The 13,963-nt window shown below is 69.2% G+C and carries 12 protein-coding genes and 1 riboswitch; of the genes, 1 reads left to right on the top strand and 11 read right to left on the bottom strand.

Translation table 11 applies throughout. The annotated features are described in order from the left end of the window. Positions 1-6 precede the first annotated feature (6 nt). On the bottom strand, positions 7-2,892 hold the full coding sequence (gene gcvP / locus ABD346_RS07895) for an aminomethyl-transferring glycine dehydrogenase (protein WP_344373341.1): 2,886 nt from the start codon (positions 2,890-2,892) through the stop codon (positions 7-9). A 194-nt stretch (positions 2,893-3,086) separates the two neighbouring features. After that, a riboswitch (glycine riboswitch) is annotated at positions 3,087-3,193 on the bottom strand. A 136-nt stretch (positions 3,194-3,329) separates the two neighbouring features. Between gcvP and ABD346_RS07890 the strand changes: the two genes are divergently transcribed. After that, positions 3,330-3,707 (top strand): PRC-barrel domain-containing protein, encoded by a 378-nt coding sequence (locus tag ABD346_RS07890; RefSeq protein WP_189960687.1) that lies wholly within the window; start codon positions 3,330-3,332, stop codon positions 3,705-3,707. Here ABD346_RS07890 and ABD346_RS07885 read toward each other — a convergent pair. The 10 genes from ABD346_RS07885 to clsA all read right to left on the bottom strand — a co-directional run bounded on the left by ABD346_RS07885 (position 3,623) and on the right by clsA (position 13,775). After that, on the bottom strand, positions 3,623-5,203 hold the full coding sequence (locus tag ABD346_RS07885) for a DNA polymerase IV (protein WP_344373340.1): 1,581 nt from the start codon (positions 5,201-5,203) through the stop codon (positions 3,623-3,625). The two genes, ABD346_RS07890 and ABD346_RS07885, sit on opposite strands and share 85 nt — an antisense overlap. A gap of 57 nt (positions 5,204-5,260) precedes the next feature. Continuing rightward, positions 5,261-5,848 (bottom strand): MerR family transcriptional regulator, encoded by a 588-nt coding sequence (locus ABD346_RS07880; protein ID WP_344374425.1) that lies wholly within the window; start codon positions 5,846-5,848, stop codon positions 5,261-5,263. Positions 5,849-6,072: 224 nt separating this feature from the next. Then, complete coding sequence (locus tag ABD346_RS07875) at positions 6,073-6,546, bottom strand: bifunctional nuclease family protein (RefSeq protein WP_006123076.1); 474 nt, start codon at positions 6,544-6,546, stop codon at positions 6,073-6,075. Between the two features lie 53 nt (positions 6,547-6,599). Beyond that, positions 6,600-7,343 carry a transcriptional regulator FtsR gene (gene ftsR / locus ABD346_RS07870; RefSeq protein WP_344373339.1) on the bottom strand — a complete coding sequence of 248 codons (744 nt, stop codon included), beginning with the start codon at positions 7,341-7,343 and terminating at the stop codon, positions 6,600-6,602. Positions 7,344-7,363: 20 nt separating this feature from the next. Further along, positions 7,364-8,308 carry a double zinc ribbon and FHA domain-containing protein gene (locus tag ABD346_RS07865; RefSeq protein ID WP_344374424.1) on the bottom strand — a complete coding sequence of 315 codons (945 nt, stop codon included), beginning with the start codon at positions 8,306-8,308 and terminating at the stop codon, positions 7,364-7,366. A gap of 82 nt (positions 8,309-8,390) precedes the next feature. After that, positions 8,391-9,200, bottom strand: a complete 810-nt coding sequence (locus tag ABD346_RS07860; RefSeq protein WP_344373338.1) for a DUF881 domain-containing protein — start codon at positions 9,198-9,200, stop codon at positions 8,391-8,393. Between the two features lie 5 nt (positions 9,201-9,205). Continuing rightward, on the bottom strand, positions 9,206-9,538 hold the full coding sequence (locus ABD346_RS07855) for a small basic family protein (protein WP_031069011.1): 333 nt from the start codon (positions 9,536-9,538) through the stop codon (positions 9,206-9,208). Beyond that, a complete protein-coding gene (locus ABD346_RS07850; protein WP_344373337.1) occupies positions 9,535-10,467 on the bottom strand; it encodes a DUF881 domain-containing protein in 933 nt (310 codons plus the stop codon). The genes ABD346_RS07855 and ABD346_RS07850 overlap by 4 nt, the downstream gene beginning before the upstream one ends. Positions 10,468-10,555: 88 nt before the next feature. Next, positions 10,556-13,051: a sugar phosphate nucleotidyltransferase gene (locus ABD346_RS07845; RefSeq protein ID WP_344373336.1), complete on the bottom strand. Its 2,496-nt coding sequence runs from the start codon at positions 13,049-13,051 to the stop codon at positions 10,556-10,558. Between the two features lie 115 nt (positions 13,052-13,166). After that, entirely contained in the window at positions 13,167-13,775 is a 609-nt protein-coding gene (gene clsA, locus ABD346_RS07840; protein WP_189960694.1) for a cardiolipin synthase ClsA, read from the bottom strand. Positions 13,776-13,963: the final 188 nt, after the last annotated feature.

Genomic DNA, 13,963 nt, shown 5'->3' with positions numbered 1-13,963 from the left:
TGTCGGTCAGTTGTCGTACTCGTCCAGCGGCGGGCAGGAGCAGACCAGGTTGCGGTCGCCGAAGGCGCCGTCGATGCGGCGGACCGGCGGCCAGTACTTGTCGGCGGCCGACACACCGGCCGGGAAGACGGCGTCCTCACGGCTGTAGGCGTGGTTCCACTCGCCGCCGAGCGCGGCCGCGGTGTGCGGAGCGTTGGCGAGCGGGTTGTCGTCGGCCGGCCAGGCGCCGGACGCGACCTTCTCGATCTCGCCGCGGATCGCGATCATCGTGTCGCAGAACCGGTCGATCTCGGCCAGGTCCTCGGACTCGGTGGGCTCGATCATCAGCGTGCCGGCCACCGGGAACGACATGGTCGGCGCGTGGAAGCCGTAGTCGATCAGGCGCTTGGCGATGTCGTCGACGCTGACGCCGGTCGCCTTCGACAGCGGCCGCAGGTCCACGATGCACTCGTGCGCGACGAGTCCGTTGGGGCCCGTGTAAAGCACCGGGTAGTGCGGCTCCAGGCGCTTGGCGATGTAGTTGGCGGCGAGCACGGCCACCTGGGTCGCGCGCTTGAGGCCCTCGCCGCCCATGAGACGTACGTACGCCCACGAGATCGGCAGGATGCCGGCCGAACCCCACGGGGCGGCCGAGATCGGGCCGACGCCCGTCTCCGGACCGGCGCTGGGCTGCAGCGGGTGGTTCGGCAGGTACGGCGCGAGGTGCGCGCGCACACCGACCGGGCCGACGCCGGGGCCGCCGCCGCCGTGCGGGATGCAGAACGTCTTGTGCAGGTTGAGGTGCGAGACGTCGCCGCCGAACTTGCCCGGCTTGGCGAGCCCGACCAGGGCGTTGAGGTTGGCGCCGTCGACGTAGACCTGGCCGCCCGCCTCGTGGACCAGGCCGCAGATCTCGGCGACGTGCTCCTCGAACACGCCGTGCGTGGACGGGTAGGTGATCATCAGGACCGAGAGCTCGTCGCGGTACTGCTCGATCTTGGCGCGCAGGTCCGCGGCGTCGACCTCGCCGTCGTCCGCGGTCTTGACGACGACGACCTTCATGCCCGCCATCACGGCGCTGGCGGCGTTGGTGCCGTGCGCGGAGGACGGGATGAGGCAGATGGTGCGCTGGGTGTCGCCGTTGGCGCGGTGGTAGGCGCGGACCGCGAGCAGACCAGCGAGCTCGCCCTGCGAACCGGCGTTGGGCTGGATGGACACCGCGTCGTACCCGGTGACCTCGGCGAGCCGCTCCTCCAGCTCACGGATGAGCGTGAGGTAGCCGGCGGCCTGCTCGACCGGTGCGAAGGGGTGCATCTGGCCGAACTCGGGCCAGGTCACCGGCTCCATCTCGGTGGTCGCGTTCAGCTTCATGGTGCAGGAGCCGAGCGGGATCATGCCGCGGTCGAGTGCGTAGTCGCGGTCGGCGAGCTTGCGCAGGTAGCGCAGCATCGCCGTCTCGGAGCGGTGCTGGTGGAACACCGGGTGGGTCAGGAAGTCGTCGCCGCGCAGCAGGGCGGTCGGCAGGGTGTCGGCGGCCGTGGCATCCAGCGCCTCGACGTCGGCGTCGGCCCCGAATGCGGCCCAGACGGCGGCCAGTTGGGCCCGGGTGGTGGTCTCGTCGCAGGCGATGGTGACGGTGTCCGCGTCGACCAGGTGCAGGTTGACCCCGCCCTCGCGGGCGGCGGCTACGGCCGCCGCGGCCTTGCCCGGGACCCGCACGGTGAGGGTGTCGAAGTAGGCGCCGTGGGCGACGTCGACACCGGCGGCCTTCAGGCCCTCGGCGAGCACGACGGCGTAGCGGTGGGTGCGCTGCGCGATCTGCTTCAGCCCGTCCGGGCCGTGGTAGACGGCGTACATGCCGGCCATGACGGCGAGCAGCACCTGGGCGGTGCAGATGTTGCTGGTGGCCTTCTCCCGGCGGATGTGCTGCTCGCGGGTCTGCAGGGCCAGTCGGTACGCCTTGTTGCCGTCGGCGTCGACGGAGACGCCGACGAGGCGGCCGGGCAGGGAGCGGGCGAACTTCTCCTGGACGGCCATGAAGCCGGCGTGCGGGCCGCCGAAGCCCATCGGGACGCCGAAGCGCTGGGTGGTGCCGACGGCGATGTCCGCGCCGAGCGAGCCGGGCGAGGCGAGCAGGGTGAGGGCGAGCAGGTCGGCGGCGACGGTGACGATCGCGCCGAGCTCGTGGGCCGCGTCGATGACCGGCTTGAGGTCGCGGACCTGGCCGGAGGCGCCCGGGTACTGGAGCAGCACGCCGAAGACGCCGCGCTCGGCGACCTCGGCCGGGATGCCCTCGCTCAGGTCGGCGACGACGACCTCGACACCGGTCGGCTCGGCGCGCGTCTGGATCACGGCGACGGTCTGCGGCAGGGTGTCGGCGTCGACGAGGAAGACCCCGCCCTTGACCTTGCCCACACGCCGCGAAAGGGCGAGCGCCTCGGCGGCGGCGGTGCCCTCGTCGAGCAGCGAGGCGCCCGACGTCGGCAGGCCGGTCAGCTCGGCGACCATGGTCTGGAAGTTGAGCAGCGCTTCAAGGCGGCCCTGCGAGATCTCCGGCTGGTAGGGCGTGTACGCCGTGTACCAGGCCGGGTTCTCCATGACGTTGCGCAGGATCACCGGCGGCGTGAAGGTGCCGTAGTAGCCGAGGCCGATCATCGGGGCGAGCACCTGGTTGCGGTCCGCGAGCTGACGCAGCTCGGCGAGCACCTCGGCCTCGGTCCGCGCCTCGGGCAGCCCCAGCGCCCCGGCGCTCTTGATGACGTCGGGAACGGCGGCGGCGGTCAGCTCGTCGAGCGAGCCGTAGCCGACCTGCGCGAGCATCTTCGCCTGAGCCTCGGCATCGGGCCCGATGTGGCGCTGCTCGAACGGGATGCCACGCTCCAGCTGGCTGAGCGGAATGCGGTTGGCGGTCATTACGGAGGCCTCCTGGTCGCACGACCTGCGAGGGGCACCACGGCGCGGGTACCCGGACGGCCTCCCCCTCTGTCATCTCAACCTGAGAGCTTCACCGGGGCGCGTGGGGGCGACCCGGTTTTCACCGTCGGTGAGGAAAGGTTCCGCCCGGGCCGAAGTGCCCGCGCATCCCCCGTCCTGCTTTCCAGAGTGACCTCGTCCGTGCGGTCCGTGGGCCTGAGAGATTCCGGGGAGGAGTTGCTCCTTCGGCGCCCGCCGAGCACTCAAGGAGCACTTCGGAGGACTCTCCCGCGCGGGGTCAGCAGCCGTTTGCCAGCCTACCAGCGAGGTCCGAGCCCGAATCTTTGTTCAACTGCTCAAGTGGCCAACACCCACGATGTGCACTTTCGTAGTGCTTATGGAGCAGTTGTAACCGGTTGCGACCAGTTGGAGGGACCGTGCAGACCGATATCGATCCGCGCAGCCTGATCGGCCGCAAGGCGTACGACCGCAGTGGACGCAAGATCGGAACGGTGGACGAGGTCTACCTCGACGACGCGACCGGCGTACCGGAGTGGGCGGCGGTGCGGACCGGCCTGTTCAGCCGTGATGCCTTCGTCCCTCTCGAACCGAGCACCCTGGTCGACGAGGCGCTGCACGTCCCGTACGAGCGCGCCCTGATCAAGGACGCCCCCGACTTCGGCGTCGGCCGCCATCTCTCCCCGGAGCAGGAGATCCAGCTCTACCACCACTACGGTCTGGACATCGCGGCCCCCGATCCCGGCCCGCCGCCCTCCGACCGCGACTTCGGCCGCCTCGCCAACGGCGACTCCTGACCGGCCGGGGTCCCGCCCCGGGCCTGCCTCTCGGCCGTCCCGTCCGTCCTCATCCCGATCCCCATCCCCGTCTCGGCCTCGATCTCGATCTCGGTCTTCTCGACCAGAGGCAGCGGCTCCGTCGTCTCGACCAGGGGCAGTGGCTCCGACGGCTCCAGGCCGGGGTCGTCCACCCTGAAGGTCCGCACCCGCCCCGGCACCAGCGACGTCGGCGTCTCGAAGCGCACCGTGACCCGCCCGACGCCGCTGCCCTGCACCCATCCCGGCCCGTACTCGGCGTGCGTCACGTCGTGCCCGGCCAGCCACCGCCGCTGAGCCGGGTCCTCGACCGGCTCAGCCTCCGCGGCGGCCACCGCGCTGTCCTCGCCCTCGGGCTCCTCCTCTGCACGCTCCCCCGAGGCCCGTCCCTCCGCGGCCCGCTCCTCCGCCGCCTGCGCGAACAGGTCCTCCTGCGTGTAGTCGGCGAGTCCGCTGACGCCCACGCCGAGCAGCCGTACGCCGCCTGTGGTGTCCACGGAGTCGAGCAGCCGCCCGGCGGCCTCCCGCACCACCCCCGGGTCGTCCGTGGGCCCGCGCAGCGTCTCGGAACGCGTCAGCGTCGAGAAGTCGTAGCGACGGACCTTGAGCACGATGGTGCGTCCCGAGTGCCCGGACGCCCGCAGCCGCTGCACACACCGGTCGGCGAGCCGCCCGACCTCGGTCATGATCCGCACCCGGTCGTGCAGGTCCACGTCGAAGGTGTCCTCCACCGACACCGACTTCGTGTCCCGCTCGGCCACCACGGGCCGGTCGTCGTGCCCGGCCGCCATCCGGTAGAGCGACGCCCCGTGCGACTTCCCGAGCAGCCTCACGAGCTCGTCCTCTCCCGCCTCGGCGAGGTCGGCCACGGTCGTCATCCCGGCTCGCCGCAGATGCTCCCCGGTGGCCGGGCCCACGCCCGGCAGGATGCGCACCGGCATCGGGGCGAGGAGGCCCTGCTCCGTGCCGGGTTCTATGAGCACGAGCCCGTCCGGCTTCGCCTGCTCGGAGGCGATCTTGGCCAGCATCTTGGATCCGGCGAGCCCGACCGACCCGCTCAGCCCCGTGACCGCCCTGATGTCCCTGCGCAGCCGCTCACCGGCCTCCCGCGCGGCTGCCGACCCGAAGGCCACCCCGCCGGCTTCCAGGTCCACGAAGGCCTCGTCCAGGCTCAGCGGCTCGACCAGCGGTGAAAGGCGGCCGAGCAGCTCCATCACCTGCTCGCTGATCGTGCGGTACAGCTGGAAGCGCGGCACCAGATAGGCCGCGTTCGGGCAGAGCCGCCTTGCCTGCGCCATCGGCATCGCCGATCGCACCCCGAAGCGCCTGGCCTCGTACGACGCCGTCGAGACCACCCCGCGCGGGCCGAGGCCGCCCACGATGACCGGTTTTCCGCGCAGGCTGGGCTTCGACGCCTGCTCTGCGGCGGCGAAGAAGGCATCCATGTCCAGATGCAGGATGGTCGGCGCGGCTCTCACATCACCGATGCTGCCGCACGCCACTGACAATCGGCCCCCACGCGGCCGCCGGGCCGCTCAGACCGCGCGGTTGCGGCGCCTGGCCAGCTCGTCGGCCGGGTTGTGCCCGACCAGGGTCTCACCGGTGTCGACGCGCTCGCCGTGCAGTTGCGAGAGTGCCGCCTCGACGTCCCGCCACACCACGCCCACGGCGATTCCGAAGATCCCCTGGCCGCCCTGGAGCAGGTTCACGACCTCGTCCGGGGACGAGCATTCGTACACCGTGGCCCCGTCGCTCATCAGCGTCATCCGCTCCAGGTCGCAAAAGCCCCGCTCACGCAGGTGCTGGACCGCGGCGCGGATGTTCTGGAGCGCGACACCGGTGTCGAGGAAGCGCTTGACGATCTTCAGGACGACGACGTCCCGGAAGCTGTAGAGACGTTGGGTGCCCGATCCGTAGGCCGGACGGACACTGGGCTCGACCAGGCCGGTGCGGGCCCAGTAGTCGAGCTGTCGATAGGTGATCCCCGCCGCCGCGCACGCGGTCGGCCCCCGGTATCCGATCGTTTCGGTACTCGGGTCGGCCGCACTGCTGTGAAGCGGGTACGGCCCGCTCTCCCCCGGACTTCGTCCGGGAGCGCCCCCTGCCGTACCGTCGCCGCTCATTCTCACGCCGACCCTCCGTCCTTGACCTGCCCACTCGACGGTAGGCAGTCACTCGGGGTGCGTCAACGATCGCCACACTCGGCACGCCGAGTGATAATCACCCTGAGAGTGGTTTCCCGTGTCTCTCTTGCGGGAAAGGCTACTCGAATGCGCCGAAACTCCCCCGGCGTACGCGCCGCGCACGGCACCCCTGGGACGGCCCCCGGATCACTCGTATCCGGTGCTCACTGGCTGTTGGTGCCGAAGTCCTCGGGCGAGATCTGGTCGAGGAACTCACGGAACTTCTCGACCTCGTCCTCCTGCTCGTCCGGGATGGCGATCCCCGCGTCGTCGAGGACCCCGTCACTGCCGTAGATCGGCGTTCCGGTGCGCAGGGCAAGCGCTATGGCGTCGGACGGCCTGGCGCTCACCTCCACACCACTGGCAAAGACCAGCTCCGCGTAGAAGACGCCTTCGCGCAGGTCCGTGATGCGGACTTCGGTCAGCTCCTGGCCGACGGCCTCCAGCACGTCCTTGAAAAGGTCGTGCGTCAGCGGCCGCGCCGGTGCCATCCCCTGCTGGGCGAAGGCGATCGCGGTCGCCTCCCCTGGACCGATCCAGATGGGGAGGTACCTATCGCCTCCCACTTCACGCAGGAGCACGATCGGTTGGTTGGAGGGCATTTCCACCCGGACACCCACGACGTCGAGCTCGTTCACACAGCAACCCTAGGACGTGCTCGGCAGGTTTGGGTAGTCGGGCACCTACAAGATCAGTGAAGCCGGACACCCAGGGCGGTCTGCACCAGTGCCGCGTGGAGCCGCACGGACAGCGCCGCGAGCTCCTTCGTGGTGGCCTCCGCATGGGCCCTGGTCTGCGGATTGCGGTGCAGCCGCAGTGGTGCCACCACCTGCTCGACCAGACCGGCCTCCCGGTCGGCGGCGGCCTTCATGGCGCGCAGATGGCGCGGTTCGAGGCCGAATCGCCCCAGATCCGCCACAAGTCGCGCCACATTCACCGACTCCGCGTCGAATCCGCCCTCGGGCCCGGGCGTGACCAGCCCGTACGACTCCCATTCGACCAGCTCCGCCTCGGTCACCTCGGCGGCTGCTATGAGCTCCGCCCGGCCCACCCGGGCGGCCGTGGGCCGGTCCGCCCCCGGCCCGCCGAAGCCGTCGAGCAGCTCCCGGGGACCCCCGGGAGCCGGCACGGAGGGCCTCTCGCCCCGGCTGAGCGCGTCCAGGTACTCGCGGATGACCTTGAGCGGCAGATAGTGGTCCCGCTGCATGCGCAGCACCTGGGCGAGACGTTCGACGTCCCCGTCACTGAACTTGCGGTACCCCGACGGCGTACGCCGGGGCTCCACGAGGCCCTCGGACTCGAGGAACCGGATCTTCGAGATCGTCACTTCGGGAAATTCGTCGCGCAGCTGGTTGAGCACCCCGCCGATACTCATCAGCCGACCGCCCGCGGCGGCGGTACCGGATCCGGCACCGCCCGTCGGTGTCTGCAGCATGAACGTTCCCCGGCCGCGTCTCAGAGAGCGCGCTGGCTCGCGTAGAAGACCAGCCGGTACTTCCCGATCTGGACCTCGTCGCCATTGGCCAGGTCGACGGAGTCGATCCGCTCGCGGTTCACGTACGTGCCGTTGAGGCTGCCGACGTCGGAGACGGTGAAGCGGCCGTCGGGGCCGCGCCGGAACTCGACGTGGCGGCGCGAGACCGTCACGTCGTCCAGGAAGATGTCGCTCTGCGGGTGACGGCCCGCCGTGGTCAGCTCGCCGTCCAGGAGGAAGCGGCTTCCCGAGTTCGGCCCGCGGCGCACCACCAGGAGCGCCGAGCCCTGCGGCAGGGCGTCGACCGCGGCCTGCGCCTCCGGGGAGAGCGACGGCAACTGCGTCTGGCCGGTCACCTCGGAGTCGTACGCCTCGAGGCCGGAGATCGAGATGGTCGAGGTGGTCTCGGAAGCGCGCTCCGGAACGACACCCGGCCGCAACGGGGCACCGCAGTTGGAGCAGAAGCGGCTGGCGGCGGCATTGCTGTGCCCGCACCTCGTACAAACAGGCATGCCCGACATCGACGGATCCTCCTGCCGCGGCGGCACCGCGTGGGCACTGGTGGCATACGGGTCGGAGTCAAACCCTCCACCCGTACTTGAGGTTGACGGTTCCCCGAAACCTATGCGCCCTGCACCCGCAGGGTCAACAGACGACGCGCCCGGAATGTCACCACCGGAACCGGCCACCTCGTCGCGGAACAGCGGACGCTCGCCGCCCTGCTCCTCCACCCCTCCGGGGCGCTGAGCACGGTGCCTGGCGGCGCTGCCGCCGTCCTGGCGTGCGCTCTTGCCGAACAACTTCGCAAACAACTTCACGGGCGATTCCCCTTGACCGAAATAGACCCGCCCGTGGGGCAGGACGAACCCAGAATCAACACACCTGCCGACCCGGACATTCTCACAACGTCCGTATCCGCCAAACAGTTTCCACCACGCACCACTGTTACGGAGCGGCGACCCCCCGCAACCTCCTGCCCTTGTGCGGCAGGTCTCACGCCCACTGTCATCAGTGCGGGGACGACTGAGCGTAGTCAGGCCGCTTCGCGGCTCGCAAGGCGTTCACAACGATCTTCTCCGAGCGGGCCACTGTGGCGGTGGCCTGCTCCTTCTCCAGAGTCTGCACGACTCCACCAGGGATGTTCAGCGCCGGCTCCAGATCCTGCGGCCTGCCGATCACCTTGAAGACGTACGGCGCGGCGACCTTCTTGCCATCGACACCGATGCCGCCGGTCTCGTCCGAGAAGTACGTATTGGCCACCACGCGGACGTCGTTGATCTGAATCGCCTCGGCCCCTGCTGCGCGCAGCTCCTGCACCGTGTCAAGTACCTTGTCGGACTCGACAGCGCCCTTCGGGTCGCTGATCGTCAACGTGATGCCGGGCCCCTGCGCCGCGACCGTGCCGGCCAGGATGCCGAGCTGCTGTTCCTTCTCCACGGTCTGCTTGCGCGCCTCCTCCGCCTGGTTCGAGCTGGTCTCCAGCTCGGTGCGCTGGCCCTCCAGACGCTGCTTCTCATCCTCAAGACGCTTCGTACGCGAGTCGAGTTCATCCAGGATGCGCACCAGATCCTCCTGGCGGGCGCCACGCAGCGCGCTGTTGTCGCTGTTCGAGCGGACCTGGATGGCGAGACCGAGGCCGAGGACGAACAGCAGCAGCGCCACGATGAGCTGCGCCCGGCTGGCCCGCGGCGGCCACAGGCTCGCGGCAAGCCGTTGGCGCCCCGTCAGCTGTGCCTTCGCCTCGCCCGGTTCGTCCGGCGTCTCGACGGGCTTCTCCTCGTCGCCGTCACCCTGATCGGTGTTCTTCACGTCGCTCATCGGCCTCAGGCCCTGAAGACGTGCCGTCGGATGGCGGCCGCGTTGGAGAAGATCCGGATGCCGAGCACCACGACCACGCCGGTCGAAAGCTGCGCACCGACCCCCAGCTTGTCGCCGAGGAAGACGATCAGCGCCGCGACCACCACGTTCGACAGGAAGGAGACGACGAAGACCTTGTCGACAAAGATGCCGTCGAGCATGGCACGGAGCCCGCCGAAGACCGCGTCGAGTGCCGCCACGACGGCGATCGGCAGATACGGCTCGACCACCGCAGGCACCTCGGGCCGGACGAAAAGTCCGACCACGACTCCCACGACGAGGCCAAGTACGGCGATCACGATGTGCCCTTCCCTGTGTCGGCCGCGCCCTTGCCGGCGCCCGTGGCCATTGGCTTTGCTGTGCGTACGGTCAGGCTCGGCGCCGCCGGGAGACGCACGTCGCCCTCGGCCGAAATGCTGGCCCTGATCCCGTAGTTCTGCTGCAGCACATGCAGGTACTGACCGTCCGCACTGTCCTGGAAGTCGGTACTCAGCTTCTTGCCGTCCCCCACCGCGAGCACCGTGTACGGCGGCACCAGTGGCCTGTTGTCGACCAGTATGGCGTCGCCCGCGGCCCGGATCGCCGAAAACGATGTCAGGCGCTGCCCGTTGATGGCGATGGCTTCCGCGCCCGACTGCCACAGCCCGTTGACCACGCGCTGCATGTCGCGGTCCCGCACCCGGCCGGTGTCGGCGAACGTCGTGCTCTCGCGCGGCTGGCTGCCGTCGCCCTGGGCGGTGTCCTTGGCGTCGTCCACGACCAGTTTCACACCCGGACCGTGCACCTCGGTGGCGCCGGACAGCAGCGCCACGAGCTCGCCCTGGTCGCCGCCGTGCTTCTCCAGTGCCTTGCGCTGCTGGTCCCCGACCTCGGTCCGCAGCCCGTCGACATCGCTCTGCAGCTTGTCCGCGGCTTTGGTCTCCGACTCGACCCTGTTGATCAGCTCCTGGCGCTCCTTGGCGACCACGGGAGCGGTGATGCGGGCCTGCGCGGCTCCGACCGTCACCACCAGGGCGGCGAGCACCAGACCGGCCGCGAGACCGAGCTTGGCCTTCAGCGGCCGCGGCACGCCGGCGTCGCCCTCCGCCTTGCGGCGCGCGGTCGCCTCCGCATAGCCGTCGTCCAGCGCGTGGTCCGTGACATTGGTCAGCAGCGACATCGACGCGTCGAGACGCGGAGGCGGAGACGGCGTGCTCCGAACGGGGGGCTGCTGCGGCATGCCGCACATCGTCGCACGTCGGCACCGCTACCACCGAATGGCCCCACCGGTGCGCCGGGCCGCACGTTCCAGCCCAGCCCAGCACACCCTTACGACGTCAGTGACCTGCGCTGTCGACCACCGCGGCCCATTCGTCGAGCAGCGCCTGCGCAGACACGTCGTCCGGTCCCTCGGCCCACAGATGGGTGACGGCCTCGGCCGGATCGGGCAGCACCATCACCCAACGGCCGTCGGCCTCGACCACCCGCACACCGTCCGTCGTGTCCACGAACCGGCCGCCCGCAGCCTCCACGACCCGGCGCATCACCATGCCCTTGACCGCCCACGGCGTCTGGATGTCCCGCTTCAGGACATGTGCCTGCGGTATCCGCGCATCAATCTGGCTCAGCGTGAGCTGCGTGCGCGCGACCAGCCCGATGAGCCGCACGAACGCGGCAGCTCCGTCGAAGACGCTGCTGAACTCGGGCACGATGAACCCGCCGCGCCCGTCACCGCCGAAGATCGTGGACTCCTCGCGGCCCACCCTCGTCAGATCGTCCGGCGACGTGGTCGTCCACTCCACCTGAGTGCCGTGGTACGCCGCGACCTGCTCGGCGATCCTGGTGGTCGTGACCGGCAGAGCCACCCGCCCGCTGCGCCGCTCGGCGGCGACCAGGTCCAGCATCACGAGCAGCGCCCGGTCGTCCTCGACGATCCGCCCGCGCTCGTCCACCAGCGAGAGCCGCTCGCCGACCGGGTCGAACCGCACCCCGAACGCGGCCCGCGCCGACGCGACGATCTCCCCGAGCCGCACGAGCCCGGCCCGCCGGCTCTCCGCGGACTCGGTGGGCCGCGACTCGTCCAGACCCGGATTGATGGTCAGCGAGTCCACCTTGAGCCGGCCGAGCAGGCTCGGCAGCACCAGGCCGGCACTCCCGTTGGATGCGTCCACGACAACCTTGAGCCCGGCCTCCGCGATGCCGGTGGTGTCGGCCTTGCGCAGCAGGGACCCGGTGTACGAGTCGAAGACGCTGGAGGGGAACTGCAGATCGCCGATCTCCCCGGGGAAGGCCCGCCGGTACTCCTGGCGCGCGTAGACCCGGTCGAGCTTGCGCTGCCCGGCCTGCGAGAGGTCGGCGCCCCGCTCGTCGAAGAACATGATGTCGACGGAGTCCGGCACACCCGGCGACGTACGGATCATGATCCCGCCTGCGCTGCCCCGAGCGGTCTGCTGCCGCGCGACCGGCAGCGGCACGTTCTCCAGATCCCGTACGTCTATGGCACTGGCCTGCAGCGCCGAGATGACGGCCCGCTTCAGCGCCCGCGCGCCACGGGAGTGGTCGCGTGCCGTGGTGACGGTCGACCCCTTCTTGAGCGTGGTCGCGTACGCACCCGCGAGGCGTACGGCCAGCTCCGGTGTGATCTCGACATTGAGGATTCCGGAAACGCCGCGGGCTCCGAAGAGGTGAGCCTGACCCCGCGACTCCCAGATCACCGAGGTATTGACGAAAGCGCCGGCCTCGATGGTCTTGAAGGGGTAGACCCTGACATTCCCCTGGACGATCGATTCCTCGCCGACAAGGCATTCGTCCCCGATGACGGCGCCGTCCTCGATCCGGGCGGCTCGCATGATGTCGGTGTTCTTGCCGATCACGCAGCCGCGCAGATTGCTGTGCTGACCGATGTACACGTTGTCGTGCACCACAGCCTTGTGCAGGAACGCGCCGCTCTTGACGACCACGTTCGATCCCACGACGGTGTGCTCGCGGATCTCCACATCCGCTTCGACCTTCGCGTAGTCCCCGATATAGAGAGGCCCACGCAGCACGGCGTCCGGATGCACCTCCGCGCCTTCCGCGACCCACACACCGGGGGAGATCTCGAAGCCGTCGATCTCCACGTCGACCTTGCCTTCGAGCACGTCGGCCTGCGCCTTGACGTAGCTCTCGTGCGTGCCGACGTCCTCCCAGTAGCCCTCGGCGACATAGCCGTAGATCGGCTTGCCTTCCTTCATGAGCTGCGGGAAGACATCACCGGACCAGTCGACGGACTTGTCTGCCTCGACATAGTCGAATACCTCGGGCTCCATCACGTAGATGCCGGTATTCACGGTGTCGGAGAAAACCTGACCCCATGTCGGCTTCTCCAGAAAGCGCTCGACCTTGCCCTCCTCGTCGACAATGGTGATGCCGAATTCGAGGGGATTGGGTACACGGGTCAGGCACACCGTGACGAGTGCGCCCTTCTCCTTGTGGAAATTGATGAGGTCGGTCAGGTCGAAGTCGGTGAGGGCATCACCCGAGATGACCAGGAAGGCATCGTCCTTGAGGGCTGCCTCGGCATTCTTGACGCTGCCCGCGGTACCGAGGGGCTTCTCCTCGTTGGCATAGGTGAGCTCCATACCGAGCTCTTCCCCGTCACCGAAATAGTTCCTGACGAGAGACGCCAGAAACTGCAGGGTCACGACAGTCTCGTTGAGCCCATGCCGCTTGAGCAGCCGCAGCACATGCTCCATGATCGGCCGGTTGACCACCGGCAGGAGCGGCTTGGGCATGCTCGAGGTCATGGGGCGAAGGCGTGTGCCCTCGCCACCAGCCATTACGACGGCCTTCATGTCGGAAACGTCCTCCTCGAAGAGACGACGGTTTGGCCGACTTCGCCCGAGCGGGCAGGACTCTGGCGTCACACACGGTTGCCGACTCGCCGCCGGGCCCCGCTGGTCGCCGAGCTCAATCGGCCGCTACGTCCGCCTTCACCAGCCGGCGGACCTGAACCACATACAGGATCCCTGCCCACCAATACAGAGTTGTACCCCATCCTGCGAACGCCCATCCGAAAATCGCCGCAAGGGAGGCAAGCCATCCACTTCCGTCACTGAGCAGGAGCAGCGGGAAGGCGTACATCAAGTTGAACGTCGCGGCCTTACCCAAGAAGTTCACCTGGGGCGGCGGATAGCCATGCCGGCGAAGGATTCCCACCATCACCAGAAGCATCAACTCACGGGCCACAAGGGCAGCGGTCAACCAAATCGGCAGGATCTCCCGCCAGGTGAGGCCGACCAGCGTGGAAAGAATGTACAACCGGTCAGCGGCCGGGTCGAGCAGTCGCCCCAGATTGCTGATCTGGTTCCACCGCCGGGCCAGCTTCCCGTCCAAGTAGTCGCTGACACCGCTCAGCGCCAACACCAGCAGGGCCCAGCCATCGCTGTTCGGCCCGCCAAAGACGGGGCGGAGAATCAGCCACAGGAAGAGCGGTACGCCGACGAGGCGCGCCATGCTGAGAATATTGGGGATGGTGAGCACCCGGTCCGTCTGAACGCGAGTCTCCTGGACCTCCACCCGGGGGCCTCCTGTGGGAAATGTGCCAACGATGCCCCCTGACCCTACCGTCAGCCGGGCCGACGGATGCACTGGGGTACGGGCACGGGCTCTCAGGGCCGTAAAACGCCGACCCCAAATCCCCTGAAACGCGAAAAAGCCCCGCACCGTGATCCGTTGATACGGACCTGGTGCGGGGCTTTCCCCAC

It is taken from the genome of Streptomyces mauvecolor, assembly GCF_039532965.1.
GTDB lineage: Bacteria > Actinomycetota > Actinomycetes > Streptomycetales > Streptomycetaceae > Streptomyces > Streptomyces violascens.
Note: the sequence above shows the minus strand (reverse complement) of the source record. Positions and strands in the feature narration are given on the sequence as shown.

Bases quoted from the DNA above. Each gene is read 5' to 3' on its own strand.
- ABD346_RS07880 (WP_344374425.1), bottom strand. From the start codon at position 5,848: ATGAGCGGCGACGGTACGGCAGGGGGCGCTCCCGGACGAAGTCCGGGG.
- ABD346_RS07845 (WP_344373336.1), bottom strand. From the start codon at position 13,051: ATGAAGGCCGTCGTAATGGCTGGTGGCGAGGGCACACGCCTTCGCCCC.
- gcvP (WP_344373341.1), bottom strand. From the start codon at position 2,892: ATGACCGCCAACCGCATTCCGCTCAGCCAGCTGGAGCGTGGCATCCCG.
- ftsR (WP_344373339.1), bottom strand. From the start codon at position 7,343: ATGCTGCAGACACCGACGGGCGGTGCCGGATCCGGTACCGCCGCCGCG.
- ABD346_RS07860 (WP_344373338.1), bottom strand. From the start codon at position 9,200: ATGAGCGACGTGAAGAACACCGATCAGGGTGACGGCGACGAGGAGAAG.
- ABD346_RS07850 (WP_344373337.1), bottom strand. From the start codon at position 10,467: ATGTGCGGCATGCCGCAGCAGCCCCCCGTTCGGAGCACGCCGTCTCCG.